General features: G+C 66.3%; 26 protein-coding genes. 19 read left to right on the top strand and 7 right to left on the bottom strand.

Annotated elements, in window-relative coordinates; genetic code table 11:
• Nucleotides 1-59 precede the first annotated feature (59 nt).
• From IB223_RS08115 to IB223_RS08100, 4 genes are all read left to right on the top strand, one after another.
• A complete protein-coding gene (locus tag IB223_RS08115; protein ID WP_192201077.1) occupies nt 60-989 on the top strand; it encodes a metalloregulator ArsR/SmtB family transcription factor in 930 nt (309 codons plus the stop codon).
• Nucleotides 986-2,071, top strand: a complete 1,086-nt coding sequence (locus IB223_RS08110; RefSeq protein WP_192201076.1) for a homocysteine S-methyltransferase family protein — start codon at nt 986-988, stop codon at nt 2,069-2,071. The genes IB223_RS08115 and IB223_RS08110 overlap by 4 nt, the downstream gene beginning before the upstream one ends.
• A complete protein-coding gene (gene metH, locus IB223_RS08105; RefSeq protein ID WP_192201075.1) occupies nt 2,068-4,755 on the top strand; it encodes a methionine synthase in 2,688 nt (895 codons plus the stop codon). Before IB223_RS08110 ends, metH begins: the two co-directional genes overlap by 4 nt.
• Before the next feature lie 170 nt (nt 4,756-4,925).
• Nucleotides 4,926-6,122 carry an MFS transporter gene (locus IB223_RS08100; RefSeq protein ID WP_192201074.1) on the top strand — a complete coding sequence of 399 codons (1,197 nt, stop codon included), beginning with the start codon at nt 4,926-4,928 and terminating at the stop codon, nt 6,120-6,122.
• A gap of 15 nt (nt 6,123-6,137) precedes the next feature.
• Here IB223_RS08100 and IB223_RS08095 read toward each other — a convergent pair whose 3' ends face one another.
• The 6 genes from IB223_RS08095 to IB223_RS08070 form a co-directional block, all read right to left on the bottom strand.
• The gene (locus IB223_RS08095) at nt 6,138-6,872 is read right to left on the bottom strand and encodes an alpha/beta hydrolase (RefSeq protein ID WP_192201073.1); all 735 of its coding nucleotides are present in this window, start codon (nt 6,870-6,872) and stop codon (nt 6,138-6,140) included.
• Complete coding sequence (locus IB223_RS08090) at nt 6,869-7,498, bottom strand: DUF2058 family protein (RefSeq protein ID WP_192201072.1); 630 nt, start codon at nt 7,496-7,498, stop codon at nt 6,869-6,871. Before IB223_RS08090 ends, IB223_RS08095 begins: the two co-directional genes overlap by 4 nt.
• 35 nt (nt 7,499-7,533) lie before the next feature.
• Nucleotides 7,534-7,770 (bottom strand): SlyX family protein, encoded by a 237-nt coding sequence (locus tag IB223_RS08085; RefSeq protein ID WP_192201071.1) that lies wholly within the window; start codon nt 7,768-7,770, stop codon nt 7,534-7,536.
• A complete protein-coding gene (locus tag IB223_RS08080; RefSeq protein ID WP_192201070.1) occupies nt 7,760-9,112 on the bottom strand; it encodes a UDP-glucose/GDP-mannose dehydrogenase family protein in 1,353 nt (450 codons plus the stop codon). Before IB223_RS08080 ends, IB223_RS08085 begins: the two co-directional genes overlap by 11 nt.
• Nucleotides 9,113-9,155: 43 nt before the next feature.
• A complete protein-coding gene (locus IB223_RS08075; protein ID WP_192201069.1) occupies nt 9,156-10,091 on the bottom strand; it encodes an FKBP-type peptidyl-prolyl cis-trans isomerase in 936 nt (311 codons plus the stop codon).
• Between the two features lie 82 nt (nt 10,092-10,173).
• Nucleotides 10,174-10,716 carry a glutathione peroxidase gene (locus tag IB223_RS08070; protein ID WP_225590972.1) on the bottom strand — a complete coding sequence of 181 codons (543 nt, stop codon included), beginning with the start codon at nt 10,714-10,716 and terminating at the stop codon, nt 10,174-10,176.
• A gap of 156 nt (nt 10,717-10,872) precedes the next feature.
• On the opposite strand from IB223_RS08070, the gene IB223_RS08065 reads away from it, so the two are divergent.
• The 9 genes from IB223_RS08065 (at nt 10,873) to IB223_RS08025 (ending at nt 16,983) form a co-directional block, all read left to right on the top strand.
• On the top strand, nt 10,873-11,133 hold the full coding sequence (locus tag IB223_RS08065) for a hypothetical protein (protein WP_192201067.1): 261 nt from the start codon (nt 10,873-10,875) through the stop codon (nt 11,131-11,133).
• A 3-nt stretch (nt 11,134-11,136) separates the two neighbouring features.
• Nucleotides 11,137-11,499 carry a GntR family transcriptional regulator gene (locus IB223_RS08060; protein ID WP_192201066.1) on the top strand — a complete coding sequence of 121 codons (363 nt, stop codon included), beginning with the start codon at nt 11,137-11,139 and terminating at the stop codon, nt 11,497-11,499.
• A complete protein-coding gene (locus IB223_RS08055) occupies nt 11,499-12,374 on the top strand; it encodes an ABC transporter ATP-binding protein (RefSeq protein ID WP_192201065.1) in 876 nt (291 codons plus the stop codon). The genes IB223_RS08060 and IB223_RS08055 overlap by 1 nt, the downstream gene beginning before the upstream one ends.
• Nucleotides 12,371-13,369 carry an ABC transporter permease gene (locus IB223_RS08050; RefSeq protein WP_192201064.1) on the top strand — a complete coding sequence of 333 codons (999 nt, stop codon included), beginning with the start codon at nt 12,371-12,373 and terminating at the stop codon, nt 13,367-13,369. The genes IB223_RS08055 and IB223_RS08050 overlap by 4 nt, the downstream gene beginning before the upstream one ends.
• 62 nt (nt 13,370-13,431) lie before the next feature.
• Complete coding sequence (locus tag IB223_RS08045) at nt 13,432-14,100, top strand: hypothetical protein (RefSeq protein WP_192201063.1); 669 nt, start codon at nt 13,432-13,434, stop codon at nt 14,098-14,100.
• 93 nt (nt 14,101-14,193) lie between these two features.
• On the top strand, nt 14,194-14,871 hold the full coding sequence (locus IB223_RS08040) for a hypothetical protein (RefSeq protein WP_192201062.1): 678 nt from the start codon (nt 14,194-14,196) through the stop codon (nt 14,869-14,871).
• A gap of 80 nt (nt 14,872-14,951) precedes the next feature.
• The gene (locus tag IB223_RS08035) at nt 14,952-15,788 is read left to right on the top strand and encodes a hypothetical protein (RefSeq protein ID WP_192201061.1); all 837 of its coding nucleotides are present in this window, start codon (nt 14,952-14,954) and stop codon (nt 15,786-15,788) included.
• Between the two features lie 15 nt (nt 15,789-15,803).
• Entirely contained in the window at nt 15,804-16,478 is a 675-nt protein-coding gene (locus IB223_RS08030) for a hypothetical protein (protein WP_192201060.1), read from the top strand.
• Between the two features lie 79 nt (nt 16,479-16,557).
• Nucleotides 16,558-16,983, top strand: a complete 426-nt coding sequence (locus IB223_RS08025) for a hypothetical protein (protein ID WP_192201059.1) — start codon at nt 16,558-16,560, stop codon at nt 16,981-16,983.
• A gap of 15 nt (nt 16,984-16,998) precedes the next feature.
• On the opposite strand, the gene IB223_RS08020 is transcribed toward IB223_RS08025, so the two are convergent.
• Entirely contained in the window at nt 16,999-18,435 is a 1,437-nt protein-coding gene (locus tag IB223_RS08020; protein ID WP_192201058.1) for a class II fumarate hydratase, read from the bottom strand.
• A gap of 141 nt (nt 18,436-18,576) precedes the next feature.
• Here IB223_RS08020 and purB point away from each other — a divergent pair, with 141 nt between their 5' ends.
• The 6 genes from purB to IB223_RS07990 all read left to right on the top strand — a co-directional run bounded on the left by purB (nt 18,577) and on the right by IB223_RS07990 (nt 26,538).
• On the top strand, nt 18,577-19,944 hold the full coding sequence (gene purB, locus IB223_RS08015; protein ID WP_192201057.1) for an adenylosuccinate lyase: 1,368 nt from the start codon (nt 18,577-18,579) through the stop codon (nt 19,942-19,944).
• Nucleotides 19,945-19,970: 26 nt separating this feature from the next.
• On the top strand, nt 19,971-20,369 hold the full coding sequence (locus IB223_RS08010; RefSeq protein WP_192201056.1) for a VOC family protein: 399 nt from the start codon (nt 19,971-19,973) through the stop codon (nt 20,367-20,369).
• Nucleotides 20,366-21,262 (top strand): subclass B3 metallo-beta-lactamase, encoded by an 897-nt coding sequence (gene bla / locus IB223_RS08005; RefSeq protein WP_192201055.1) that lies wholly within the window; start codon nt 20,366-20,368, stop codon nt 21,260-21,262. The genes IB223_RS08010 and bla overlap by 4 nt, the downstream gene beginning before the upstream one ends.
• Before the next feature lie 102 nt (nt 21,263-21,364).
• The gene (locus tag IB223_RS08000; protein ID WP_192201054.1) at nt 21,365-22,615 is read left to right on the top strand and encodes a cupin domain-containing protein; all 1,251 of its coding nucleotides are present in this window, start codon (nt 21,365-21,367) and stop codon (nt 22,613-22,615) included.
• On the top strand, nt 22,612-23,523 hold the full coding sequence (locus IB223_RS07995) for a GNAT family N-acetyltransferase (protein ID WP_192201053.1): 912 nt from the start codon (nt 22,612-22,614) through the stop codon (nt 23,521-23,523). Before IB223_RS08000 ends, IB223_RS07995 begins: the two co-directional genes overlap by 4 nt.
• A 186-nt stretch (nt 23,524-23,709) precedes the next feature.
• Nucleotides 23,710-26,538, top strand: coding sequence for a 2-oxoglutarate dehydrogenase E1 component (locus IB223_RS07990; protein WP_343227178.1), 2,829 nt, complete (start codon nt 23,710-23,712; stop codon nt 26,536-26,538).
• The last annotated feature ends 25 nt before the right edge of the window (nt 26,539-26,563 follow it).

Here is a 26,563-nt window from a genome sequence, read left to right as displayed (position 1 = left end):
GTTGACCTTGGCGCCGCCGCGGGGGCAGAATATCTCTATATCGCGATAGGAAGATATTTATGGATCTGGAGGCCTGGTCGACCCGATTGAAAGTCTTTGCCGACGCCACCCGCGTGCGCCTGCTGGCGCTGCTGTCGCGCGAAGAATTGACCGTCGCCGAGTTGTCGGCGATCACCCAGTTGGCCCAGCCGCGCGTCTCCACCCACCTGGCAAAACTGAAGGAGGCCGGGCTGGTACGCGACCGCCGCGCGGGCGTGTCGGCCTACTACCGCTTCGACGAAGACAACCTGGACACGGTACAGCGTGAACTGTGGCGCAGCCTGCGCGATGGCAGTGACGATCCGCTGCTGCGCCAGGACGCCGAGCGCGTGGACAACGTGCTGGCCAACCGTGCCGCCGACCAGAACTGGGCCGACAGCGTGGCCGGCGACATGGAGCGCCACTATTCGCCCGGCCGCACCTGGGAGGCCCTGGCCCGGACCGCCCTGCCGCTGCTCGAGACCGGCGACGTGCTGGACATCGCATCCGGCGACGGCGTGCTGGCCGAGTTGCTCTCGCCACATGCGAGCCGCTACGTCTGCATCGACACCAGCACCCGCGTGGTGGCGGCGGCCGGAGAACGCCTGCGGCGCTTCCCGAACGTGGAAGTGCGCGAAGGCGACATGCACGCACTGCCATTCAAGGACGGCAGCTTCGACCTGGTCGTGCTGATGCATGCGTTGACCTATTCCAGCAAACCCGCACAGGCCGTGGCCGAGGCCGCACGCGTGCTGCGCAAGGGAGGCCGCCTGCTGCTCAGCAGCCTGGGCAAGCACGAGCACCGCTCGGTCGTGGAAGCCTACGGGCACATCAATCTCGGGTTCTCGGACAGGGAGCTCCGCAAGTTCGCCGAGAAGGCCGGGCTGGAGATCGCCAATGCGGAAACCGTCACCCGTGAACGCCGGCCACCGCATTTCGAAGTCCTTTCCCTCACGGCGGTAAAGCCATGAACGTCCTGCCCTGGTTGAATCCCGCCCGCGTGTCCCTGCTGCTCAAGGCGCTGGAAGAACGCATCCTGATCATCGATGGCGCGATGGGCACCATGATCCAGCGCCATGGCCTGCAGGAAGCCGACTACCGCGGTACCCGTTTCGCCGAGGGTTGCGATGCGCAGCACACGCATGAGCACGGCGCGGGCTGCGGCCACGACCTCAAGGGCAACAACGATCTCCTGCTGCTCACCCGGCCTGAAGTCATCGCCGGCGTGCACAGCGCCTACCTGGAGGCAGGGGCTGACCTGGTCGAAACCAACACATTCAACGCAACCTCGATAAGCCAGGCCGACTACCACCTGGAACACCTGGTCTACGAGTTGAACAAGGCGGGGGCGCACGTCGCGCGCCAGTGCTGCGACGCCATCGAGGCGACCACGCCGGACAAGCCCCGCTTCGTCATCGGCGTGCTGGGACCGACCAGCCGCACCGCTTCGATCAGCCCGGACGTGAACGATCCCGGCTACCGCAACACCAGCTTCGACGCGTTGCGCGCCACCTATCGCGAGGCCATCGAAGGCCTGATCGATGGAGGCTCCGACACGTTGATGGTAGAAACCATCTTCGACACGCTCAATGCCAAAGCCGCCCTGTACGCCATCGAGGAAGTCTTCGATGCGCGCGGTGGACGGTTGCCTGTGATGATCTCGGGCACCATCACCGACGCCTCCGGCCGTACGCTGTCGGGACAGACCGCCGAAGCGTTCTACACGTCGGTCGCGCATGGTCGCCCGCTGTCCGTCGGGCTCAACTGCGCGCTGGGTGCGAAAGACCTCCGCGAACACGTCGAAACCCTCTCGACCGTCGCCGACGCGTATGTCAGCGCACACCCCAACGCCGGTTTGCCGAATGCGTTCGGCGAGTACGACGAGACACCCGAGGAAATGGCGGCCACGTTGAAGGAGTTCGCACAGTCCGGCCTGCTCAATCTCGTCGGCGGCTGCTGCGGCACCACGCCCGCACACATCCGGGCCATCGCCGACGCCGTCGCGGGCGTCGCGCCCCGCCGCCTGCCTGCCCTGCTGGAGGCCGCCGCGTGAATACCCGCGTCCGCCACACCCGCCTGTCCGGCCTTGAACCGCTGGTCATCACCCCGGACCTGCTGTTCGTCAACGTGGGCGAGCGCACCAACGTCACCGGCAGCGCCCAGTTCCGCAAGCTGATCAAGGAAGAGCGCTACGAGGAAGCGGTCGAGGTCGCGCGCCAGCAGGTCGCCAGTGGTGCCCAGATCCTCGACGTCAACATGGACGAAGGCCTGATCGATTCAGAGAAAGCGATGGCACGCTTCCTCAACCTGATCATGTCCGAACCCGACATCGCCCGCATTCCGGTGATGGTCGATTCATCCAAGTGGAGCGTCATCGAAGCGGGCCTGAAGTGCCTCCAGGGCAAGAGCGTGGTCAATTCGATCTCGCTGAAGGAAGGCGAGGAAGCCTTTGTCGAGCATGCCCGCAAGGTGCTGCGCTATGGCGCGGCCGCCGTGGTGATGGCCTTCGACGAAACCGGCCAGGCCGACACCTGCGCGCGCAAGGTGGAAATCTGCACCCGCGCCTACCGGATCCTGACCGAGGAAGTCGGCTTCCCGCCCGAAGACATCATCTTCGACCCCAACATCTTCGCGGTCGCCACCGGCATCGAGGAACACGACAACTACGCCGTTGACTTCATCGAAGCCACCCGGATCATCAAGCAGACGCTGCCGCATTGCCATGTCTCGGGCGGCGTATCGAACGTGTCGTTCTCGTTCCGCGGCAACGAGCCCGTGCGTGCGGCGATCCACTCGGTGTTCCTGTACCACGCCATCCAGGCCGGCATGGACATGGGTATCGTCAATGCGGGCGGCCTGCCCGTCTACGACGACCTCGACGCCGAGCTCCGCGAACGCGTGGAGGACGTGATCCTCAACCGTCGCAAGGATTCGACCGAACGGCTGCTGGAGATCGCCGAGCGCTACAAGGGCAGGAAAGGCGAAGCGCCGGTGGAAAACCTGGCCTGGCGCGAGAAACCGGTGCGCGAGCGCCTGGCGCACGCGCTGGTGCACGGCATCGACGCCTTCGTCGACCAGGACACCGAGGAAGCACGCGCGCAGGCTGCGCGCCCGCTGGACGTGATCGAAGGCCCGCTGATGGACGGCATGAACGTGGTCGGCGACCTGTTCGGCGCCGGCAAGATGTTCCTGCCGCAGGTGGTGAAGTCCGCCCGCGTGATGAAGAAGGCGGTGGCCTACCTGCTGCCCTACATCGAAGCCGAAAAGCTGCGCACCGGCGACGTGGGCAAGTCGAACGGCAAGATCGTCATGGCCACAGTCAAGGGCGACGTGCACGACATCGGCAAAAACATCGTCGGCGTGGTGCTGGCCTGCAACAACTTCGACGTGGTGGACCTGGGCGTGATGGTGCCCACGCAGAAGATCCTGGACAGCGCAAAGGCCGAGAACGCGGACCTGATCGGCCTGTCCGGTCTGATCACGCCGTCGCTGGAGGAAATGACCCACGTGGCGCGCGAGATGCAGCGGCAAGGCTTCTCCATGCCCCTGCTGATCGGGGGTGCGACCACCTCCCGTGCACACACTGCGCTGAAGATCGATCCGCACTACGATGCGCCCACCGTGTGGGTGAAGGATGCCTCGCGTGCCGTGGGTGTGGCGCAATCGCTGATCTCGCGCGACATGCGCGCGGCGTTCGTGGCCGCCAACGATGCCGACTACGCGGAAATCCGCGAACGCCACCGCAACCGTGGCGATGCGAAACGGCTGGTCTCGCTGGAAAAGGCGCGTGGCCAGAAGTTCAACGGCGGTTGGGGCGACTATTCACCGCCCGCGCCCAACCAGCCCGGCCTGCACGTCTTCGAGGATTATCCGCTGGCGGAACTGGTCGAGTTCATCGACTGGACGCCTTTCTTCCAGGCATGGGAGCTGGCGGGCAAGTATCCCGCCATCCTGACCGACGACGTGGTGGGTGCGCAGGCCAGCGAGCTGTACCAGGACGCGCAGACAATGCTGAAGCGCATCGTTGCCGAGAAATGGTTGACGGCGAAAGCGGTATTCGGCCTGTGGCCGGCCAACAGCGTCGGCGATGACGTCGAACTCCAGCACGCGGGTACCACCGAGCGCCTGTATTTCCTGCGCCAGCAAGTGGACAAGCCTGCCGAGCGTCCGGACTTCTGTCTTGCGGACTTCATCGCACCGAAGGATTCCGGCAGGCAGGACTGGATCGGCGCCTTTGCCGTCACCGCCGGCATCGGTATCGATGAACATGTCGCCCGCTTCGAGGCCGACCACGATGACTACAACGCCATCCTGCTGAAAGCCCTCGCCGACCGGCTTGCCGAAGCCCTCGCCGAGCGGCTGCACCAGCGCGTGCGCAAGGAGTTCTGGGGGTTCGCGTCCGACGAAGCATTGGGCAACGAGGCCTTGATCGCCGAGCAGTACCGCGGGATCCGTCCGGCACCGGGCTATCCCGCCTGCCCGGAACACAGCGAGAAAGCCACCCTGTTCCGCCTGCTGGACGCACCCGGCAATGCCGGCATGTCGCTGACGGAGAGTTTCGCGATGCTGCCGACGGCGGCGGTGTCCGGTTACTATTTCAGCCACCCGCAGAGCCAGTACTTCGTCGTAGGTCGAGTATCGAAGGAGCAGGCGGCCGACTACGCGAAACGCAAGGGCGTGGAGCTGGCGCAGGTGGAAAGATGGCTGGCGTCCAACCTGGACTACGACCCGGAATAACCGCCATCACGCACGGCGGCACGTTCACCCCCTGTCGAGAGGCCCGGCAGAGCGGAGCGCAATGCGCGCTCCGCTAGAATGTGCATCCCGCCCGTGCCTGCGTCCCTCATGCCACCCTCGCCCGCTGCCGAAGGCCGGACGTCACCCGTCGCCGCATATCGAGCAGCGACATGAGGGATGCCATCCCGCCGACCGCGTATCCCGCGGTCCGCCTGTCGAGCTTCTACTTTTCGTACTACGCGGTACTCGGCGCCTTCACACCGTACTGGAGCCTGTACCTGGAATCGCGCGGCCTCAGCGTGGCCGCCATCAGTGTGCTGATGAGCCTGTGGTACGCCACGCGTATCGTTTCGCCCAGCCTGTGGACCACGCTGGCCGCGCGCTCGCCGAATCCCATCCGCTGGCTGCACCTGGGCTGCGCGCTGGCATTGGGCTGCTTTGCGCTGTTCCTGCTGCCCCTGGAACACGCAGGCCTGTTCGTGGTGATGCTCGGCTTCTGCTTCGCCTACAACGCCGTGATGCCGCAGTTCGAATCGATCACGATGTCGCATCTCGGTGCGCGCAGCGACCGCTATGGCCTGATCCGCGTCTGGGGCTCGATCGGCTTCATTCTGGTGGTATCGCTGTTCGGCTGGCTGATCGACGCACGCCGGCTGGGCGTGGGTGCATTGCCATGGTTGATGCTGCCGGTGCTGGCGGCCGTCTTCGCATCTGCGTTGTCGAACCGCTACGCGCGCGAGCCGGAACACCACCCGATCGATCCGCAGGACGGCTTCCGCGCGCGATTGCGCAGGCCACAGGTGATCGCGTTCTTCGTGGCGGCGTTCCTTACCCAGATCTCGTTCGGCCCGTTCTACACGTTCTTCTCGATCTACCTCTCCGAACACGGCTACACGACCGCGACACAGGGCGTACTGTGGACGGTCGGCGTACTGGCCGAGATCGGCGTGTTCTTCCTGGCCAGCCGCATCTTCCGGCGCTGGGATGCCAGTCGCGTCCTCATGGTCGCGCTGCTCAGTGCGTCGGTGCGCTGGCTGGTCACCGCCCTGTTTCCCGACAACACGCCGGTGATGGTGCTGGCGCAGCTGACGCATGCGCTCAACTTCGGCGCCTTCTTCGCGGCCGCCATGCAGTTGCTGGTGCGCTTCTTCCCGGGCCGCATGAATGGACATGGCCAGGGCGTGTTCTATGGTCTATCGTCCGGCGTGGGTGGCGTGGTGGGCGCGTTGCTGGCAGGCCAGCTTTGGCGCTTCGGGGGCGAGACCGCATTCCTTGCGTCGTCGGTGATCGCGTTGATCGCCGCCTTCATCGTCTGGAACTGGCTGATCCGGCCCGGAATGTCCCCAGCGCAGTCGAGCGACGACTGATCGATCCACCTGGGCCTAAGAATCGTGGCGTGCCCCCTCCAGGATGCATACGCTCTTCAGGAATCGCCCGATCTCGTCTGCCGCCGCGACCGGTGCCACCTGGAACAGGAAGTGCGGTGCGTCGATGACGACCTGCTGCGCATTGCGTGCCAGACGAACGATCTCATCACCTGCCCTTGCTGCTATCAGCCTGTCCCGGCGGGCCTGCAGATGGAGCAGCGGAAGGTCCAGCGCAGCGAGCTGACGACGGACGTCCACGCGCAGCGCCGCCAGCGCGCGTTGGCGCAACACGTCGATGGGGATTGCCTCAAGGACGGCATCCAACTCTCTCCGCAATGGCGTCGGCAGCATCCCGCCTGCCAGAACGCGTTCCAGTGCGAACACGGGCAACGACAAGGCCGGTAATCGATCCAGTACCGCCGCACAAGCGAGGCTGAAAGGGAGCGGTGCGCGGACGAAACTCGCCGCCAGCACCACGGCTCTGACATGACCTGGGTTGCGATGGGCGAGCATCAGGGCCAGGGGACCCGCGAACGACTCGGCGATCAGTACCGTATCCGTGTGCCGCCGCAATGCCGGACCCAGCGCTTCCGCCAGCGCCGCATAGCCGCTGAAGCATCCTGCGTCATACGCCAGCACCTCGGCGTCGTAATCGCCCTGGAATGCATCGAGCAAAGGCGTGTAGAGCCGACCGGTGCCATCCAGCCCGGGCAGCAGGCAGAGACGGGGACGACGATCAGTGCGCGTCACCACACCAGGTCGTCGGGCACCTGGTATTGCGGGTCGGCATAGGGGTCCTGATCGGCCGGGGCGTCCGGATCGACTTTCAACGCGACGGCGGGCGCGAAGATCGCTTCGGCCTCGGCGAGCACCGCGGCGGTGACCAGCAGGTAGCGGCCGTTCTGCTGCACCACGCCCAGTTCGCCCGCATTGAGTGCTTTCAATTGCGCTGCATTGACATAGATGCGCTTGATTTTGCCGCCGTACGGGAAGTGGCGTGCGATATCGGCTTCCGCGTCATTGAGGCCCTTGTCCTGCAGGAACGCATCGAGCTTCGCCCTCGCTTCGCGGCGCAGGCGTGCTTCCTCCTGCTTCACGCGCTCGGCTTCGATGCGCTCGTCCTTCTCGCGCTGGGCGCGGATGGCGTAGGCCTTGGCGAGGTCGATGTCTTCCTGGCTGCGCTTGGGCCTGGGCTTGCCTCCACCCTGCGGCGGGCGCGGCTTGCCGCCGTGGCCCGGTTTCGGGTGCGCGGCACCCTTGCCGGTCGGCTTCTGCGCGTCGCGCCGCTGATCAGGCCGACGGTCGGGTTTGCGCTCGGGCTTCGGTGCGGGCTTGAAGCCCAGGCCCAGCAACTGGTCGCGGAGTGAATCGGTCATCGGTCTTTCGTGGGGACTGCTGTGTCCCAAGCGTATCAATAATGCGGCGGCGGCGGTTCGTTGGCGGGGTCCTCGAACAGCGAGGTACGTACCTTTCCGAGCTCCTCCACCATGTGCCGGAGCAGCAGCGCGGTGCGCTGGTTCTCGGCCCGTGCGTCCGCCAGCGCCTCGCTCAGCTCGTTGAGCGAATGCTCCTGGAACGCCAGACGGGTTTCCATCTCCACCAGGCGGCGCTCGAGCGTGTCGCCCTGCAACAGCAGGTCAGTCTGCATGCAAGGATCTCCCGCGCCCGATGCCGTAATACGCGATGCCTGCGGCTTCCACTTCGCCGGGGTCGTACAGGTTGCGGCCGTCAAAGACCACCGCATCGCCGAGGGTGTCGCGCAGGCGCGCGAAATCCGGGCTGCGGAACTGCTTCCACTCGGTCACCACCACCAGTGCATCGGCACCCTCAACGGCAGTGCGTGCGTCATCGCAAAGCACCAGGTCGTCGCGTTCACCGAAGATCCGGGCGGCTTCCTCGCGGGCCTCCGGGTCGTAGGCGCGGACCTTCGCACCGGCGTCCCACAACTCCGCCAGCAGCCTGCGGCTGCTGGCTTCGCGCATGTCGTCGGTGTTGGGCTTGAACGACAGCCCCCAGACCGCGAACGTCCTGCCACGGATGCCCTCGTCTTCGCCGCGGTCATAGTGACGCTGTATCAATTCGAACAGATGGGCCTTCTGGCGGTGGTTGACGGCCTCCACGGCCTGCAGCAGTTCGGCCTGGTAACCATGCTGCTGCGCGGTGCGTGCCAGCGCCTGCACATCCTTGGGGAAGCAGGAGCCGCCGTAGCCTGCGCCGGGATAGATGAAATGCCAGCCGATGCGCGGGTCGGAACCGATGCCCTGCCGCACATGCTCCACGTCGGCACCGACGCGTTCGGCGATGTTCGCGATCTCGTTCATGAAGCTGATCTTGGTGGCCAGCATCGCGTTGGCGGCGTACTTGGTCAGCTCGGCAGAGCGCACGTCCATGACGACGATGCGCTCGTGGTTGCGATTGAAGGGTGCGTAGAGACGGCGCAGTTTCTCCACGGCCTGCGGATCCGAGGCGCCGATGACGATGCGATCAGGGCGCATGCAGTCGTTGACCGCATCGCCTTCCTTGAGGAACTCGGGATTGGAGACGACATCGAACGCGATCTCCACGCCGCGCGCCGCGAGTTCGGCGTCGATGGCCGCCCTCACCTTGTCGGCGGTGCCGACCGGCACCGTGGACTTGTTGACCACGATGCAAGGCTGCTGGAGGTTGCGGCCGATGGTGTCGGCCACCGCCAGGACGTACTGCAGGTCGGCGCTGCCGTCCTCGTCGGGAGGGGTACCCACGGCGATGAACACCACGTCACCGTGCGCGATGGCCTCTTCCGCAACGGTGGTGAACCGCAGGCGCCCCGCGGCATGGTTGGCCTTCACCATCGGCGACAGGCCGGGCTCGTAGATGGGGACGACGCCGTGATTGAGACCATCGACCTTCGCGGGGTCGATGTCCATACAGACCACGTCATGCCCGACCTCGGCCAGGCAGGTGCCTGTCACCAGCCCGACGTAACCGGTACCGAAGATCGCAACGCGCATGAAAGCACTTCCTGGCCGGGGGAGCCGCGATTACACCAGCGACTTATTGCAGCACGCCCATCAATTCGACGTCGAAGGTCAGCGTCGCATCCGGGCCGATCTTGCCGCCGGGTGCACCATTGGGACCGTAGGCCAGGTTGGACGGGATCCAGAAGCGGTACTTGGCGCCCACGGGCATCAGGGCCACGCCTTCGGTCCAGCCTGCGATGACCTGGTTCAGGCCGAACTCGGCCGGCTCACCGCGCGCATACGAGCTGTCGAAGACTTCGCCGTTGAGCAGCTTGCCTTCGTAGTTCACGCGCACGCGGCTGGTGGACATCGGCCGCTGTCCGTTGCCCTGGCGCAGCACCATGTACTGCAGCCCCGACGGGGTGGTGACCACACCGGGCTTGGTCTTGTTGGCGGAGAGGAACTTGGCGCCCTCGTCGCGATTGCGCTGCGACGCACCGGCCTGACGCTTGGCGATATAGGCCTGCATCTCGGCCTGCGCCTGCTCCACGCTCAGCAGGGGCGTGCCGCTCTTGCTGGTCAGCGTCCGCACGGCTTGGGCGAGCACGGCCGTGTCCAGCTCATCCTTGAACGGCATCAGCGAGGGGCCCACCACATAGGTGCCCAGGAACAGGCCGACCTTGGTCTTGTCGACCGCCGGCGGCGTGCTGCCCGGCGGCATGCCGGGGACCGGCTGGCCTTCGGCCACGGCGAGGTTCACCCGCAGCAACTGGTCGGTCGCCTGCGCTTCCTGCTCGGAGATCAGCGCGGGCTTGCCAGCGAACGTGTTGATGATCGCGCGCTCGAACGCAGCCACATCGAGGAATGGCCCCACCGGTTGCAGCGAATTGCCCACATCCACACCAATCGCGTAGCTCACCTTGTCGCGCTCGGTGACCAGCGCGGTTTTTTCCTGTGCAGACACGCTGCCTCCCAGCATCGAAAACGAGATTGCCAACAACACGGCTGCGCCGCGGACCGACCGCTTCATCCTTTCTGCTCCTGGAACCTGCGCCACGATGGCGGCGCCAAACCCGTATTGTGGCATGCCAGCCACCCGCGAAGGCACTGCATCAACGCGCAGCGCGCGGGGCCTTCAATTCGCGCTCGATCGCTTCCACCACGGCGGGGTCTTCAGGCGAGACCTTGCTGGGGAAATTCGCCACCACGCGACCGTCGCGGCTGATCAAGTACTTGTGGAAGTTCCATCCCGGGGCAGTGCCCGTGGCCTGCGCCAGCGAACGGTAAAGCGGCGTCGCTTTCTCGCCCGTCACCACCACTTTCTCGAACATCGGGAACTTCACGCCATAGGTCAGCGTGCAGAACTCCTGGATCTCCTTCTCGCTGCCCGGCTCCTGGCCCTTGAAGTCGTTGGAGGGGAAACCGAGTACCGCGAATCCCTGACCGGCATAGCGCTTGTGCAGCGCCTCCAGCCCTTCGTACTGCGGCGTGTAACCGCATTTGCTGGCAGTGTTCACCACCAGCAGCACCTGGCCCGCATACTTTTCCTTCAGGTTGACGGGCACCTTGCCGGCCAGTGGGCGGTAGGCGACGTCCAGCAAACCGGCGGCCAGCACGGTCGCGGAGACACTCACGAGCGCAAGAAATGACAGCATTTTCAATGACTTGAACTTCATGACCTCACCCCGCTATTACGAACATGACAAGTATGCCTTCAGTTGGGTGACAAAACCCGGTCACCCCGTTGACGCCCTGTGTTTTGGTGTTATAGTTGAATACAACACCACTCACCCAACTCACGGGGGGATGCCATGAACCAGAAATTGACCCACGCCCTGCCCAGCCTCGCCGTCGGCGGCCTGCTGCTGGCAGTGGGCGCGCTGGCGGCCGTCACCGGCGCACGCACGGCCGAGGTGGAATCCGCCGCGCTGGTGGGCGCGCTGGAATCCGAAGCCCTCGAGATCGCAGGCGACGACGGCAAGCCCGAAGCCCGGCAGCACAAGCGCCGCGCCCGGGCATCGCTGGCCATGCCCTATTTCTCCTTTGGCCAATCGCTGCGTCCGAGGAGCTGAGCCATGACTTCCATCCAATGGAGCGACGGCGCTCCCATCTACCGCCAGCTGAAGGATCGCGTGATCGCGATGATGCTGGACGGCATCCTGAAGCCGGGTGACGCGCTGCCCTCCGTCCGCCAGGTGGCGGCGGAGTACCAGCTCAACCCGATCACCGTTTCGCGTGCCTACCAGGAGCTGGCGGATGAAGCCCTGGTGGAGAAGCGCCGCGGCCTGGGCATGTTCGTCACCGACGAGGCGGCCAAGAAGCTGCGCGGCACCGAGCGCGAGCGGTTCCTGACCGAGGAATGGCCCGCTGTCGCCGAGCGCATCGAGCGCCTGGGCCTGTCCATTGAAGATCTGCTGCAATCCAAGGGGAACAAGTGATGAATGCCGCAATCGCCAACGCCGTGGTGTCGGCCCACGGCCTGCGCAAGGCCTACAGGAACAAGCTTGCGCTGGACAACACGAGCTTCGAGATCGAAGCGGGCAAGATCATCGGTCTGATCGGTCCCAACGGGGCCGGCAAGACCACCGCGCTGAAGGCCATCCTGGGCCTGACGCCATTCGAAGGCCAGCTGAAGGTGCTGGGCATGGATCCGCGCAAGGACCGCGACGAGTTGATGAAGGATGTCTGCTTCATCGCCGACGTGGCGGTGCTGCCGCGCTGGATGAAGGTCAAGGAGGCCATCGACTTCGTGGGCGGCGTGCATCCGCGCTTCGATCGCGCCAAATGCGAGCGTTTCCTCGCCAATACCCAGTTGAAGCCCAACCTGCGCGTGCGCGAAATGTCCAAGGGCATGATCGTGCAGCTGCACCTGGCGCTGGTGATGGCCATCGACGCGAAGCTGCTGGTGCTGGACGAACCCACGCTGGGCCTGGACATCCTGTATCGCAAGCAGTTCTACCAGCGCCTGCTGGAGGACTACTTCGACGAACAGAAGACGATCATCGTCACCACCCACCAGGTGGAAGAGATCGAACACATCCTCACCGACGTCATGTTCATCCGCGACGGCAAGATCGTGCTCACGTCGCAGATGGAGGACATGGCCGAGCGCTACACCGAAGTGCTGGTCAGTGGCGAGGCGGTTGACCAGGCCCGCGCCCTGAAACCCATCGACGAACGCGCCCTGCCCTTCGGCAAGACCGTGCTGCTGTTCGACGGCGTGCCGAAAGGCCATCTCGCCGCCCTCGGCGAAACCCGTACCCCTGGCCTGGCCGACCTGTTCGTCGCCATCATGAAAGGAACCTACGCATGAACGCCGTGACTTCGACATTGGGTAAATCCTCCAAGCCGGGCGCGTTCACGTGGCTGCTGAAGCGCGAGTTCTGGGAAAACCGTGGCGGATTCTTCTGGGCGCCTGTCATCACCGGCGGCATCTTCGTGGTCCTCAACCTGATCCTGGCCGTCATTGGCAGCATCGCCGCACGTGGCCAGATGAACGGCGGTGGCTTCAGCGTCGAGGAGGCGCCGGAAAAGGCCCACCAGATCGTCGGCGGCATCGGCGACGGCATGCTGCTGGGCGGCGTGATCCTGGCCTGCGTGGTCCTGGCCTTCGTAGTCTTCTTCTATGCGCTGGGCACGCTGTACGACGACCGCCGCGACCGCAGCGTGCTGTTCTGGAAGTCCTTGCCCATCTCCGACACGCACATGGTGCTGTCCAAGCTGGCGTGGGCGCTGCTGCTAGCGCCGTTGCTGGCGGTGGGCGTGGGCATCCTGATCGGCATGGCGATGTGGCTGATCTCGGCGCTGACCATTTCGATCAACGGCTTGCCGGCTGGCGGCGCGGTGTTCACCCACTCGCATCCGCTGCGCATCATCGGCGGCGTGCTTGCCTCCCTGCCCGTCTACGTGTTCTGGGCGTTGCCGGCGGTGGGCTGGCTGATGTTCTGCTCGGCCTGGTCGCGCAGCAAGCCGTTCCTCTGGGCGGTGCTGGTGCCGGTGCTGGCGTGCGTCATCATCAGCATGACCGACATCCTGCCGGGCCTGGAGGTCCGCCACGATCTGATCTGGTACACCGTGGTTTACCGCGGGCTGGCGAGCGTGATCCCGGGCGCTTGGTTCCCCACCCTGCAGGGCGGAGCCACAAACCCACATGCCGACTTCAACTCCCCGGACGAACTGGCCAATGCCATCGACCTGACCCGCAGCTGGCAGGCCTTCGCCACGGCCGACCTGTGGATCGGTGCAGTGATCGGCGTGGCCCTGATCATCGGTGCCATCTATCTGCGTCGCTGGCGCGAAAGCGAATAAGCCCCCCGGGGCGGCGCTCCCCACCGCCGCCCGCTTCGATCCGACACGACAAGGGACATCCCATGCGCAAGTACGCTCTACTGGTCCACAGCGCCTCCATCGCCGCCGTCCTGCTGCTGGCGGCCTGCCAGCCGGCACAGGACAAGCAGGACAACGCGCCCACCGGCATCGCCGCTGAAGCGGTGGGCGAAGTGGCCAAGGGCCTGGGCGAGGCCAGCCAGGAAATGGAAAAGGCCCGCGAGGAAATCGCCACCGCGCGCGAACGTCTGGCGCGCGAGAACCTGTCGCTCAACCGCAACGAAAACGGATCCCTGCCCAAGGCCGAGATAACCCCGACCGGCGATCTGTTGATCGAAGGCAAGGCGGTCGCGACCACTCCGGAACAGAAGGCGCTGGTGCTGGCCTATCGCGGCGAGCTGCTGGGCGTGGTCGGCGACGGCATGGCCATCGGCATGGAAGGCGCCCGCGTGGGCATCGATGCTGCGGCCTCGGCCTTGAAGGGTGTGCTGGCTGGCCAGTCCGGCGACGAGATCGGCCAGCAGGTCGGTGAACAGGCCAAGGCGAAGATCAAGCCCATGGTGGCGCAGCTGTGCACACGCCTGCCTGGACTGCTCAGCGCGCAGCAGGCGCTGGCCGCCGCACTGCCCGAGTTCAAGCCTTACGCGAGCATGGACCAGTCCGACGTGGATGACTGCGGCGATGCCAACGGCGACGGCAACTGGAGCTTCTGAGTTTTCTGCCGTCGGCCGCATCATGCGCGGCATGCAAGCCCCAGGGGATTCGCGCAAGACGCGCACAGATCCCCCATACGAAGGAGATCCGACATGCATTCCACACGCATCCACCGCTCCCTGATGCCCCTGCTGCTGGCGAGTCTGCTGCCGCTCGCCGCGCAGGCCGCGAACACGAAGGAAAGCAGCATCGACCGCGAGATCAGTGCCGACTTGGCGAGCGCGCGCAACGAAGTGCGGGCAGAACTGGCCGTTGCCCGCCGTGAGCTGGAAACCGGCAACCTGCAGCTGGGCGATAACATGCGCTTCGGGGCATCGTCCGGCAACCGCGCCGCCGACAAGGACACATCACTTCCGAAGGCGGAGATAACTCCCCTTGGTGACTTCCTGATCGAAGGCAGGCCGGTCGCCATCGACGGCCGCCAGCGGCAGGAACTGCTGCTTTATCGCGGCCAGATGATCGACATCGCCAAGGCCGGCATCGACATCGGCGAGCGCAGCGCGCAGGCGGCGTTGGACGCGGTGGACCGGGGCATCTTCAGCCTGATGTTCGGCGCCATGACCGGCAGCCTGGAGCGCCGCGTGGAAAAGACTGTGAGGGAAACCATCGAACCGGGCGTTCGGCAGATCTGCCACAGCCTGCCCGCGTTGCTGGTCAGCCAGGAGCGCCTGTCCGCCAGCCTGCCGCCATTCCGTCCCTACGCCACGCTGGAAGCGGACGATGTCGAGGACTGCGAGAAGGAAGTCCGCCGCGAGTTTGCCAAGCGGTAACCCCCATTGAGTTCGCCGGGCGCGCCGCCCCTCGCCGCCGGCAGCTTCCGCATGACTGACCTGATTCCGGAGACCCGCCGATGCGTACCGCCCTTATCGCCTCCCCGCTGCTCGCCCTGCTCTCCCTGTCCGCACCCGCGCTGGCGTCGGACAGGTACTGCAAGCACGAAGCGCCACGCCAGCTGACGCTCGACATCGGCGACGCAAAGACCGTGGTGTTCGAGGTCGGCCCGCACGATCTGACGGTGGAGTCGCGTGCCGGTGCGCCTGCCGCGATGGATGGCAGGGCCTGCAGCAGTCACGCCGACCGGCTCGCTCGCCTGAAGATCGAACAGCGGCGCGCCGGCGACAAGCTGATCGTGCGGATGTACCAGGAAGGCAGCTTCAGCGGTCTTTCGTTCGGCAGCAACTACGCTTACATGAACCTGACGGCGACCCTGCCCGACCATCTGCCCGTGCAGGTGAAGGTCGGCTCGGGCGAAGCCGAGGTCACGGGCGCGCCGGTGTTCAGCGCCGATGTCGGCTCCGGCCACGCCGTGGGCCGCGACATCCGCGGACTCGCCGCCACCTCGGTGGGCTCGGGCGATATCGATATCCAGGGTGCCGGCAGCCTGAAAGTGGTGTCGATCGGCTCGGGCGATGTGGAGGCGCACAAGGTGCAGGGCACGACCCATGTCGGCAGCATCGGGTCGGGCGGCTTCAGCCTGGCGGGCAGCGGTGACGTGGAGATCGGCTCGATCGGCTCCGGCGGCGCGGATCTGCGCGACATCACCGGTGACGTGGTCGTCGGCTCGGTCGGCTCCGGTGGCGTGGAGGTCCGCAACGTCAGCGGTGGACTGACCGTCCGCTCCGTCGGCAGTGGCGACATTGACCACGATGGCGTCAAGGGCGCGCTCGACATTCCCAAGCATCACTGACTTTCAAGGAACGACATGAACCGCATCATTCCGATCGCGTCGGCACTCTCCCTCCTGTTGCTGGCCGCGTGTTCGCGGGGCCCGCAGCCAGGCGACAGCGCCGAAGTCTCCGGTGCCTTGTGGGGCCAGAACCTCAAGCTCAACGCCACCGGTCACCCGAAGGCGGAGATCTCGGCCAAGGGCGACTTCATCATCGACGGCAAGACGGTCGAGGTGACTGATGCCCAGCGCACGCTGCTGGTGGCCTACCACCGTGAACTCGGCGGTATTGCCGATGCGGGCATCGCGACGGGCAAGGAAGGCGCCAAGCTGGCGGGCAAGGCCGTCGGTGCTGCAGTGAAAGGCATCTTCAGCGGCAATCCGGACCAGATCGAGCAGCAGATCGAATCTGAAGCGAAGAAGGTGGAAGCCGAGGCCATGAAGATCTGCGAGCGCCTGCCCGGCCTGTACAAGGCGCAGCAGGATCTCGCCGCGTCACTGCCCTCGTTCCAGCCGTACGCGACGATGGACCTGGATGACGTCGAGGATTGTCGCAGCAGCCAGAGCAGCAGCTATGCCGCAGGTGAAGACGTCGGACGCGCGATCGGCGAAACCATCCACGGTGATGCGAAGGACGGCTCGAACGTGAACGCGGCGGCGGAAGCCGATGCGGCCGCAGCCGCCGAACCGGCGGAAGCCCCCTCCCGTTGACGCCTCCCGTTGACGCCTCCCGCGCCGCCCGGGCGGCGCGCCAGCGCCCTAGCGCGCATACCTACCCTGCGGAAAAGACATGAAGCCACTATTGCCCATCGCCCTGGCTGTCGCCCTGGGCATCTCCACCGCGCATGCGGCGGATGCCGCCGATCCAGTGCGCGAACGCGCGTTCCAGGACCATATCGCCTACGTCGCGACGTTCGCGATGCCGGTGTTGATCGAGAAGTGTGTCGCGACCGATGCCACCTACCTGCAGCGCGCCGCACCGGCGTACTTCCGCTACGTCAACACCCACCAGGACCAGATTGAACGAGGACGGCTGCTGACACTGGCCGAATTCGAACCCGGCGACACGCTGGCCGGATACCGGGAGCGCACCCTGGCCCAACGACTGGGCCGGCTGGACACCGGGACGCCCGAGCAGAAGCAGCAGATGTGCGAAGGCGCGCTGGCGATGCTGTCGGGGACGAAGATCCCGGGCGAGTGGCCGCCGCGCGACTGACGCGCGGCGACACCCTCAACCGCCCCCGCCACCCGGTTTGCCATGGATGCCACCCTTGGCCAGCACGGCCGGATCCAGCAGCGGTCTGAGCGTCTTTTCCGGCAGCCCGGTGACTTCGCGCGCCACGTCCAGCACCGGCCGGTTCTGCTTGTAGGCCTGCTTGGCGATGGCGGCGCCCTTCTCGTAGCCGATCACCGGGTTCAATGCCGTCACCAGGATCGGATTGCGGTCCAGCGCTTCCTGCACGCGGTCGCCACGCACCTTGAGGCCGGCGATGCAGTCATCCGCCAGCAACCGCGTCACGTTCGACAACAGTTGGATGCCGTCCAGCAGGTTGTTCGCGATCAGCGGCAGCGTGACGTTCAACTGGAAGTTGCCGGTCTGGCCGGCCACCGTCACGGCGGTGTGGTAGCCCATCACCTGCGCGCACACCATCACCGTGGCCTCCGGGATCACCGGATTCACCTTGCCCGGCATGATGGAACTGCCCGGTTGCAGCGCCGGCAGTTCCACTTCGCCCAGGCCCGCCAACGGCCCTGAGTTCATCCAGCGCAGGTCGTTGGCGATCTTGGTCAGCGCGACGGCCAGCACGCTGAGCTGGCCGGACAGTTCGACCGCGTCGTCCTGCGCCGCCAACCCCTCGAACTTGTTCTGCGCACTTTCGAAGCGGGTACCGGTCAGCGTGGACAACACCTTTGCCGCGCGCGTGCCGAAGCGCGGATCGGCGTTGATGCCGGTCCCGATCGCCGTGCCGCCGAGCGGCAGCCGGCGCACGCGCGTGAGCGTGTCCTCGATGCGCGCCTGTGCCGAGGACAGCTGCGCCGACCATGCGGAGAACTCCTGACCGAAGGTCAACGGCATGGCATCCATCAGGTGCGTGCGGCCGGTCTTGACCACTTTCGCCAGCGCCTTGCCACGCGCGTCGATGGTCTTGCGCAGATGCCTGACGGCCGGCAGCAGGTCCTCCATCACCGCCAGTTGCGCCGCGACGCGCAAGGCGGTCGGGATGACGTCGTTGGAGCTCTGCCCCAGGTTGACGTGGTCGTTCGGGTGCACCGCCGCCTTGCCCGCACGCGTCGCCAGCGTGGCGATCACCTCGTTGGCGTTCATGTTCGACGAGGTGCCCGATCCGGTCTGGTAGACATCGATCGGGAAATGCGCGTCGTGCGCTCCGGAGGCAACCTCCTGCGCGGCCGCCTGCACGGCCTTGGCGATACCCTTGGGCAGCAGGCCGAGGTCGGTGTTGACGTCGGCGGCGGCACCCTTCACCAGCCCGAGCGCACGGATGAAGCCGCGTGGCATCGGCCGCCCGGAAATCGGGAAGTTCTGCACGGCGCGCTGGGTCTGCGCACCCCATAGCGCGTCCACGGGCACCTGCAGTTCGCCCATGCTGTCGTGCTCGATACGGGTGCGTGCGGCGCGGGGCTTGCCTGCGGTCTTCTTCTGGGTCATCACCGTCTCCTGGAGGGATTCACGGCTTGCGCGACGGCAGGGAAGCCGGCGGCTGGCGGGGGCCACAGGATACGCCAGGCCGGATCGCCGCTTTCCCGGGGTAAAATGGAACGCTCCCTTTCAGCTTCCTCCCTCGCGCCCATGTCGGATTCGTCCCTGCTCGCCCTGTCCCCCCTCGATGGCCGCTACGCCGGCAAGGTCGATGCGCTGCGTCCGATCTTCTCCGAGTACGGCCTGATCCGCGCCCGCGTGAAGGTGGAGGTCGAGTGGCTGCTGGCACTGGCCGCCGAACCGGGCATCGTGGAGCTGCCCGCCTTTTCCGCGGCGGCGACGGCGAAGCTGCGCGCGCTGGCCGACGGCTTCAGCGTTGCCAACGCCGCACGCGTGAAGGAAATCGAGCGCACCACGAACCACGACGTCAAGGCGGTGGAGTACTTCATCAAGGAACAGCTGAAGGACGATGCCGGACTGGCGCCGGCGCTGGAGTTCGTCCACTTCGCCTGCACGAGCGAGGACATCAACAACCTGTCCTACGGCCTGATGCTGGAACAGGCGCGCCGCGAAGTGCTGCTCCCCGCACTGGACGGCGTCGCCGCGACGCTGCGCAAGCTGGCCCACGCGCAGGCCGCACAACCGATGCTGTCCCGCACGCACGGCCAGACTGCATCGCCCACCACGCTGGGCAAGGAGATCGCCAATGTGGTGGCGCGCCTGGAGCGCCAGCGCGCGCAGATCGCCGCAGTCGAGCTGACCGGCAAGATCAATGGCGCGGTGGGCAACTACAACGCCCACGTGGCCAGTTACCCCGACGTGGACTGGCCCGCCTTCGCGCATCGCTTCGTCGAAGGCCTGGGCCTGGTGTTCAACCCCTATACCACCCAGATCGAGCCGCATGACAACGTGGCCGAAATCGGCGACGCCGCGCGCCGAGCCAATACCATCCTGATCGACCTGGCCCGCGACATCTGGGGCTACATCTCGCTGGGCTATTTCAAGCAGCGCCTGAAGGAAGGCGAAGTCGGTTCGTCGACGATGCCGCACAAGGTCAATCCGATCGACTTCGAAAATGCGGAAGGCAACTTCGGCATCGCCAACGCGCTGTTCGAGCATTTCAGCGCCAAGCTGCCGATCAGCCGCTGGCAGCGCGACCTGACCGACTCCACCGTGTTGCGCGCATTGGGCACGGCCTTCGGTCACACGCAGGTGGCGCTGGATTCGCTGGCCAAGGGCCTGGGCAAGCTGGAAGTGAACCCGCAGCGCCTGGACGCCGACCTCGACGCCGCCTGGGAAGTGCTGGCCGAAGCCGTGCAGACGGTGATGCGTCGCCACGGTCTGCCGAACCCGTACGAACAGCTCAAGGCGCTGACCCGCGGCCAGGGCATCACGGCCGATTCGATGCGCGCGTTCATCGAATCGCTGGACCTGCCTGACGATGCCAAGCAGCGCCTGCGCAAGATGACACCCGGCAGCTACACCGGCCTGGCGGAACGACTGGCGCGCGGAATCTGACCGGGGCCGAGCCGGACGGGACGACGATGCACCTGCTGATCAACATCGACGTATCCGACCTGGCCGCTGCGGAAACGCTCTACACGCACGCATTCGGCCTGGTCGCCGCGCGCCGTTTCGGCGATGGTGGCGTGGAACTGCTGGGTGCGCAGGCACCCATCTACCTGCTGCAGAACGCCGCGGGTTCCGTCGCGACGACGGACGCGCTGCGCGACTACACCCGCCACTGGACGCCCGTGCACCTGGACGTGGTGGTGGAATCCCTTGAACCTGCCCTCGACCGCGCCCTGCAGGCGGGTCTGGTACAGGAAACCCCCATCCGCGAGACGAACTGGGGCCGCATCGTCCGCCTGGCCGACCCCTGGGGCCATGGCTGGTGCCTGCTGCAGTTCGTCAATCGCGGCTACGACGAGATTGCCACATGATGTTCCGCGCCACGCTGCTCTGCGGTTTGCTTGCCCTCGCCCTTCCGATCGCCGCGCTCGCCTCCGACACGCCTGCCGCCAAGGCCTGCACCGATGACGCCGGCTGGAACGACCCTGCCACGCCGCTGCGGGTCTACGGCAACACGTGGTACGTCGGCACCTGCGGCATCAGCGCACTGCTGGTGACCTCCGACGAAGGCCACATCCTGGTCGACGCCGCCACGCCGCAGGCCGGCGCGCAGATCCTTGCCAACATCCGGACGCTCGGCTTCAAGCCGGAGGATGTGCGCGCCATCGTGTTCTCGCATGAGCACTACGACCATGCCGGCAGCCTGGCGGAGTTGCAGCGTGCCACCGGCGCACCCGTGTATGCGCGCGCACCCGCCGTGGACACGTTGAAGCGCGGCATGCCGGACCGCCGCGACCCGCAGTTGGAGGTGGCGGAACCCATCACACCGGTCGGGAATGTCATCACGCTCGCCGATGACGGCGTGGTGCGCGTCGGCTCGCTGGCCCTGCAAGCGGTCGCGTCGCCCGGGCATACACCCGGCGGCACCAGTTGGACCTGGCGCTCCTGTGAAGGCGACGCCTGCCACCCGATGGTCTACGCCGACAGCCTGACCGCGATCTCCGACGATGTGTACCGCTACAGCGACGACGCCGCGCATCCAGGCTACGTCGCGGCCTTCCGCGACACGCTGGCACGCATCGCCGCGCTCGACTGCGGCATTCTCGTCACGCCCCACCCGTCCGCGAGCCGCCTGTGGACGCGGATCGGCCCCCGTGCGGACAGTCCGCTCGTGGACGCCGCCGCCTGCCGCGCGTATGCGCAGTCCGCCACCGTGCGCCTGGACAAACGGCTCGCCGATGAAGCCGCCACGCCATCGCCCTGACGAGCGCGTCGCCTTGATCGGCATCAATGCCCGGCGCCTTGTCCTTCGCGACGCTGGTCACCCTCTCCCATGCCCGGTTTGCCGCCGCGCGAATCCGAACCCATGAACAAGAAAAAGTCCTCGCGGTCCTCCTCCCTTCCCTTCGAGATCGATGCGACCCGCGATTTCCCGCTCGGCATGCATGCCGAACGCTTCCTGCGCGATTACTGGCACAAGCGGCCACTGCTGATCCGCAATGCGTTCCCGGATTTCGAGACCCCGGTGCAGCCTGAAGACCTCGCCGGGCTGGCCTGCGAGGAAGGCGTCCTGGCCCGGCTGATCAGCCTGGACCGCGACACCGGCACGTGGGATGTACGCACGGGCCCCTTCCAGGAAGAGGATTTCCCCGGCCTGCCGCACCATGACTGGACCCTGCTGGTGCAGGACGTGGACAAGTGGGATCCCGACGTACGCGCGCTGCTGGAGCAGTTCCGCTTCCTTCCGCGCTGGCGCGTGGACGACATCATGATCAGCTTCGCCGCCACCGGCGGTTCGGTCGGCGCGCACGTGGACCACTACGACGTGTTCCTGCTGCAGGCACAGGGTGAACGGCGCTGGATGATCGATGCGAGCGTGGCGATGGGAAATGCGGCCCCCAACCTGGCATTCCAGGACGATGTGGCGATCAAGCTGCTCCGCGACTTCAATGCCACGCACGAGTGGGTGTTGTCGCCAGGCGACATGCTCTACCTGCCGCCGCTGGTGCCCCACCACGGCGTGGCGGAAAACGCCTGCCTGACGTTCTCGGTAGGCATGCGCGCGCCCTCGTCGGCGGAACTGATCGGCGACTACCTGGACACGCTCATCGCCGAGGCCGACGAGGCCGTGCGTTATCACGACGAAGACCTGACGGCTCCGCAGGACCCCAACGAAATCGACGCCCGTGCGATGGAACGCGTGGTCGAGGCGCTGAATGCCCTGCGCATGAACGACCCCGACCTCGTGGGGGACTGGTTCGGCCGCTTCATCACCACGTATCGCGCGTCCGGCGATGTCATGCCCGCGCCGGAGACGCCGTCCCGCATCGAGATGGAATGGGACCTGCAACAGGGAGCACGCCTGTTGCGTCATCCCTTCTCGCGTTTCGCATGGCGCCGCCGCCGCCAGGGCGCCAGCCTGTTCTGCAATGGCCTGGACTATGCCCTGCCGGTGAAGGACGCCCAGCAGTTGGCGGCGCTGGAAGGACTGGATAGCACCACGTACGGTGCGCTCAGCGATGCCGGCCGCGACGCGGTGATGGCGCTCGCCGCGCAGGGCCACTACCAGCTGGCGTTCGACGACGACGATCCCGACCCGCAGGACGAAGACGCATGAAGGCCGCGCAGGACTACCACGTCGAAGCCGTCGACTACGCCACCACCTCCGCGCTACTGCACGAGGTACGGGATGCCGTGTTCGTGCAGGAACAGCAGGTCCCCCGCGATCTGGAGCGCGATGCGCTGGACCCGCTCTGCCACCACGTGCTCGCCCGCAACGGCGCCGGGCAGGCCATCGGCACTGCGCGCCTGACGCCCGACCACCGGATCGGTCGCATGGCGGTGCTCCCGGCCTGGCGTGGCCGGGGGGTCGGCGCGGCCATGCTGGGCGCGCTGCTGGAGGAAGCGCGCCGTCGCCACTGGCCCGACGTGTCACTGCACGCACAGGTCGATGCCGAAGGCTTCTACGCCCGCCAGGGTTTCCTGCCCGAAGGCGAGCGCTTCTTCGAAGCCGGCATCGAGCACCAGGGCATGCGCCGCACATTGTCCGGACCCGCCACCATCGCCCATCGCGCCGAAGCAGTCGCCATCACCACGGCCATCGTGGCCCAGGCCCGACGGACGCTGGTGATCTGCAGTCGCGCGCTGGACCCGGGGCTGTGGGATGCTCCATCTGTCGTGGATGCAGTCCGCCATTTCGCCACCCGCCAGACAGGCGCACAGATCCAGGTGCTGCTGCAGGATGCCGGCACGCCCCAGCGCATGCTGGCTCCCCTGATCGGGCTCGGGCAGCGCCTGCCCAGCGTGTTCGCCTTCCGCGAAGTGCAGGACCCGGTCGACCTGTCTTATACGGCCGCCTTCGTCGCCAACGATGATCACGGCTACTACCACCGGCCGCTGGGCCATCGCTTCGACGGCGAAGCCGGCCTGACGCATGCCGGCCGTGCCCGCCAGCTGAGCGACGAGTTCACCCGGATGTGGGAGCGTGCGCGTCCGGTGACCGAATACCGTGCGCTGGGCATCTGATCAGGCACCGCCGTCGCCACGCCCGGCCGCATCGCCTGCCCGCAACCTGCGCCTTTAGTCCAATCCGGTTACGCCCCCCTCCCGGCATGGGGGTATAATTTCCGGGTTTTCGTCCATGCGCGTGAGACTCAGCGCGATATGGGCCGCAAGCGCCCCCTCGACTACCCACAGCACGCCATCGCCATCGTGGACAATCTCCTGAAGCAGTTCGCGCAATCCTCGCAGCTCAACGGGGGCAACGCCTCCTACGTCGAAGACCTGTACGAGCAATACCTCGTCGCCCCGGACAGCGTGGGCCCCAAGTGGAAGGCCTACTTCGACGGATTCAAGGGCCACGAGGCGGGTGATGTCCCGCATTCGGTGGTGATCCAGCAGATCACCGACGCCGCCCGTCAGGCCGCCAACAACGGCCATGTCGTGGCCGCCGGCGGCGACGAGCGCGAGCGCAACGTGGGTCGCCTGATCACCGCCTATCGTTCGCGCGGGCACCTGGGGGCGCAGCTCGACCCGCTGGGCCTGACCCCGCCGGTCAATCCGCCGGACCTGGACCTGGCCTTCCACAACCTTTCCGAACGCGATCTCGACAGCGAGTTCAGCACCGGCAATGTCGGCGGCAACACGCGCATGAAGCTGCGTGACCTGCTGGCTCGGCTGAAGGCGGCCTACACCGGCCCCATCGGCGTCGAGTTCATGCATATCCCGGAAGTCGACCAGCGCCAGTGGCTGTACCAGCGTCTGGAAACCGCCGGTGGCCAGTTCGGCCTGTCCGCGGAGGCCAAGCGCCGCACGCTGGAGCGCCTGACGGCGGCCGAGGGCCTGGAACGCTACCTGCATACCAAATACGTGGGCCAGAAGCGCTTCTCGCTGGAAGGCGGCGACGCGCTGATCCCGCTGCTCGACACCATGATCCGCAGCGCGGGCGAAGGCGGGGTCAAGGACATCGTGGTCGGCATGGCCCACCGCGGCCGCCTCAACGTGCTGGTCAACACCCTGGGCAAGAGTCCGCGCAAGTTGTTCGACGAGTTCGAAGGCAAGTTCGAACACGACAACAGCCTGGCCCACGCCGGCGACGTGAAGTACCACATGGGCTTCTCCGCCGACATCGCCACGCCCGGCGGCCCGGTCCACCTCGCGCTGGCGTTCAATCCCTCGCACCTGGAAATCGTCGACCCGGTCGTGGCCGGCAGCGTGCGTTCGCGCCAGGAGCGCCGCACCGACGCCGCGCGCCAGACCGTGCTGCCGATCATCATGCATGGCGACGCCGCGTTCGCGGGCCAGGGCGTGGTGATGGAGCTGTTCCAGATGTCGCAGGCGCGCGGCTTTGCCGTCGGCGGCACGCTGCATGTCGTGATCAACAACCAGATCGGCTTCACCACCAGCAACAAGGAAGACGCCCGTTCCACCATGTACTGCACGGATGTCGCCAAGATGGTCGGCGCCCCCGTGTTCCATGTGAACGGTGACGATCCGGAAGCGGTGGTCTTCGTGGCGCAGATGGCGTACGACTTCCGCCAGCAGTTCAAGAAGGACGTGGTGATCGATCTGGTGTGCTACCGCCGCCACGGCCACAACGAGGCGGACGAACCCGCTGCGACGCAGCCGGTGATGTACCAGACCATCCGCAAGCACGCGACCACCCGCGAGATGTATGCCGCCAAGCTGGAAAGCGCGGGCATCATCCCCACCGAGGGCGGCAAGGCGCTGGTGGACGAATACCGCAACAAGCTGGATTCCGGCGAATACACCACCGAGTTGGCCAAGCAGAAGGGCGACGAGCTGGCGATCGACTGGTCGCGCTACCTGTCCGGCAAGCTCAGCGATCCGGTCGACACCAAGGTCAAGCGCACCTCGCTGGACTCGCTGGCGAAGATCATCACCACGATCCCGGCCGGCGTGGTGCTGCATCCGCGCGTAGCGAAGATCTACGAAGACCGCGTGAAGATGGCCGCCGGCCAACAGCCGGCCGACTGGGGCTTCGCCGAGAACCTGGCCTACGCCACGCTGCTGGCGGAAGGCAATGGCCTGCGCCTGGTCGGCCAGGATGCGGGGCGCGGCACGTTCTTCCACCGCCACGCGATCCTGCACGACCAGAAGACCGACAGCTATTACCTGCCGCTGCGCCAACTGGTGGAGCAGCCGGAACAGGCGACCGTCATCGACTCGCTGCTCAGCGAGGAAGCGGTGATGGCGTTCGAGTACGGCTTCTCGACCACGGATCCCAACACGCTGTGCATCTGGGAAGCGCAGTTCGGCGACTTCGCCAATGGTGCGCAGGTGGTGATCGACCAGTTCATCGCCGCTGGCGAAGCCAAGTGGGGCCGCATCAGCGGGCTGACCCTGCTGCTGCCGCATGGTTACGAAGGCCAGGGCCCGGAGCACAGCTCCGCACGCCTGGAGCGCTTCCTGCAGCTGTGCGCGCTGGAGAACATGCTGGTCTGCGTGCCGACCACGCCCGCCCAGTGCTACCACATGCTGCGCCGCCAGATGCGCATGACCACCCGCAAGCCGCTGGTGGTGATGACGCCGAAGTCGCTGCTGCGCCACAAGCTGGCCGTGTCCACCCTGGACGAACTGGCCAATGGCGAATTCCAGCATCTGATCCCCGACGCCGGCGCCGATGCCAAGAAGGTCAAGCGCGTCGTGGCCTGCTCGGGCAAGGTCTACTACGACCTGGTGGAAGACCAGCAGAAGCGCGGTCAGGACGACGTCGCCATCCTGCGCATCGAGCAGCTCTACCCGTTCCCGCGTGAGCAGCTGGCTGCCGAACTCAAGCGCTACGGCAAGGCCACCGAAGTGGTCTGGTGCCAGGAAGAGCCGCAGAACCAGGGTGCGTGGTACCAGATCAAGCATCACCTGCAGGCCTGCCTGTCCGACAAGCAATCGCTGCATTACGCGGGCCGTCCGCGTTCGCCCTCGCCCGCCGCCGGCCATTTCGCCGAGCACGTCGAGGAACAGCTGAAGCTGGTCGCCGATGCGCTGGTCAACAAGCTCGGCAACGACAACGTTGCCGAATAAACCCCAAGATTCCTAGAACAACACC

It is taken from the genome of Pseudoxanthomonas sp. PXM03 (assembly GCF_014852005.1).
In the GTDB taxonomy this organism is placed as follows: Bacteria; Pseudomonadota; Gammaproteobacteria; order Xanthomonadales; family Xanthomonadaceae; genus Pseudoxanthomonas_A.
This window is presented reverse-complemented; position numbering and strand designations above follow the sequence as displayed.

What these genes read in the sequence shown, in the direction of transcription:
- IB223_RS08115 (WP_192201077.1), top strand. Translation starts at nt 60, where the DNA reads ATGGATCTGGAGGCCTGGTCGACCCGATTGAAAGTCTTTGCCGACGCC.
- IB223_RS08110 (WP_192201076.1), top strand. Translation starts at nt 986, where the DNA reads ATGAACGTCCTGCCCTGGTTGAATCCCGCCCGCGTGTCCCTGCTGCTC.
- IB223_RS08100 (WP_192201074.1), top strand. Translation starts at nt 4,926, where the DNA reads ATGAGGGATGCCATCCCGCCGACCGCGTATCCCGCGGTCCGCCTGTCG.
- IB223_RS08090 (WP_192201072.1), bottom strand. Translation starts at nt 7,498, where the DNA reads ATGACCGATTCACTCCGCGACCAGTTGCTGGGCCTGGGCTTCAAGCCC.
- IB223_RS08085 (WP_192201071.1), bottom strand. Translation starts at nt 7,770, where the DNA reads ATGCAGACTGACCTGCTGTTGCAGGGCGACACGCTCGAGCGCCGCCTG.
- IB223_RS08080 (WP_192201070.1), bottom strand. Translation starts at nt 9,112, where the DNA reads ATGCGCGTTGCGATCTTCGGTACCGGTTACGTCGGGCTGGTGACAGGC.
- IB223_RS08075 (WP_192201069.1), bottom strand. Translation starts at nt 10,091, where the DNA reads ATGAAGCGGTCGGTCCGCGGCGCAGCCGTGTTGTTGGCAATCTCGTTT.
- IB223_RS08070 (WP_225590972.1), bottom strand. Translation starts at nt 10,716, where the DNA reads ATGCTGTCATTTCTTGCGCTCGTGAGTGTCTCCGCGACCGTGCTGGCC.
- IB223_RS08065 (WP_192201067.1), top strand. Translation starts at nt 10,873, where the DNA reads ATGAACCAGAAATTGACCCACGCCCTGCCCAGCCTCGCCGTCGGCGGC.
- IB223_RS08060 (WP_192201066.1), top strand. Translation starts at nt 11,137, where the DNA reads ATGACTTCCATCCAATGGAGCGACGGCGCTCCCATCTACCGCCAGCTG.
- IB223_RS08055 (WP_192201065.1), top strand. Translation starts at nt 11,499, where the DNA reads ATGAATGCCGCAATCGCCAACGCCGTGGTGTCGGCCCACGGCCTGCGC.
- IB223_RS08050 (WP_192201064.1), top strand. Translation starts at nt 12,371, where the DNA reads ATGAACGCCGTGACTTCGACATTGGGTAAATCCTCCAAGCCGGGCGCG.
- IB223_RS08045 (WP_192201063.1), top strand. Translation starts at nt 13,432, where the DNA reads ATGCGCAAGTACGCTCTACTGGTCCACAGCGCCTCCATCGCCGCCGTC.
- IB223_RS08040 (WP_192201062.1), top strand. Translation starts at nt 14,194, where the DNA reads ATGCATTCCACACGCATCCACCGCTCCCTGATGCCCCTGCTGCTGGCG.
- IB223_RS08035 (WP_192201061.1), top strand. Translation starts at nt 14,952, where the DNA reads ATGCGTACCGCCCTTATCGCCTCCCCGCTGCTCGCCCTGCTCTCCCTG.
- IB223_RS08030 (WP_192201060.1), top strand. Translation starts at nt 15,804, where the DNA reads ATGAACCGCATCATTCCGATCGCGTCGGCACTCTCCCTCCTGTTGCTG.
- IB223_RS08025 (WP_192201059.1), top strand. Translation starts at nt 16,558, where the DNA reads ATGAAGCCACTATTGCCCATCGCCCTGGCTGTCGCCCTGGGCATCTCC.
- IB223_RS08020 (WP_192201058.1), bottom strand. Translation starts at nt 18,435, where the DNA reads ATGACCCAGAAGAAGACCGCAGGCAAGCCCCGCGCCGCACGCACCCGT.
- purB (WP_192201057.1), top strand. Translation starts at nt 18,577, where the DNA reads ATGTCGGATTCGTCCCTGCTCGCCCTGTCCCCCCTCGATGGCCGCTAC.
- IB223_RS08010 (WP_192201056.1), top strand. Translation starts at nt 19,971, where the DNA reads ATGCACCTGCTGATCAACATCGACGTATCCGACCTGGCCGCTGCGGAA.
- bla (WP_192201055.1), top strand. Translation starts at nt 20,366, where the DNA reads ATGATGTTCCGCGCCACGCTGCTCTGCGGTTTGCTTGCCCTCGCCCTT.
- IB223_RS08000 (WP_192201054.1), top strand. Translation starts at nt 21,365, where the DNA reads ATGAACAAGAAAAAGTCCTCGCGGTCCTCCTCCCTTCCCTTCGAGATC.
- IB223_RS07995 (WP_192201053.1), top strand. Translation starts at nt 22,612, where the DNA reads ATGAAGGCCGCGCAGGACTACCACGTCGAAGCCGTCGACTACGCCACC.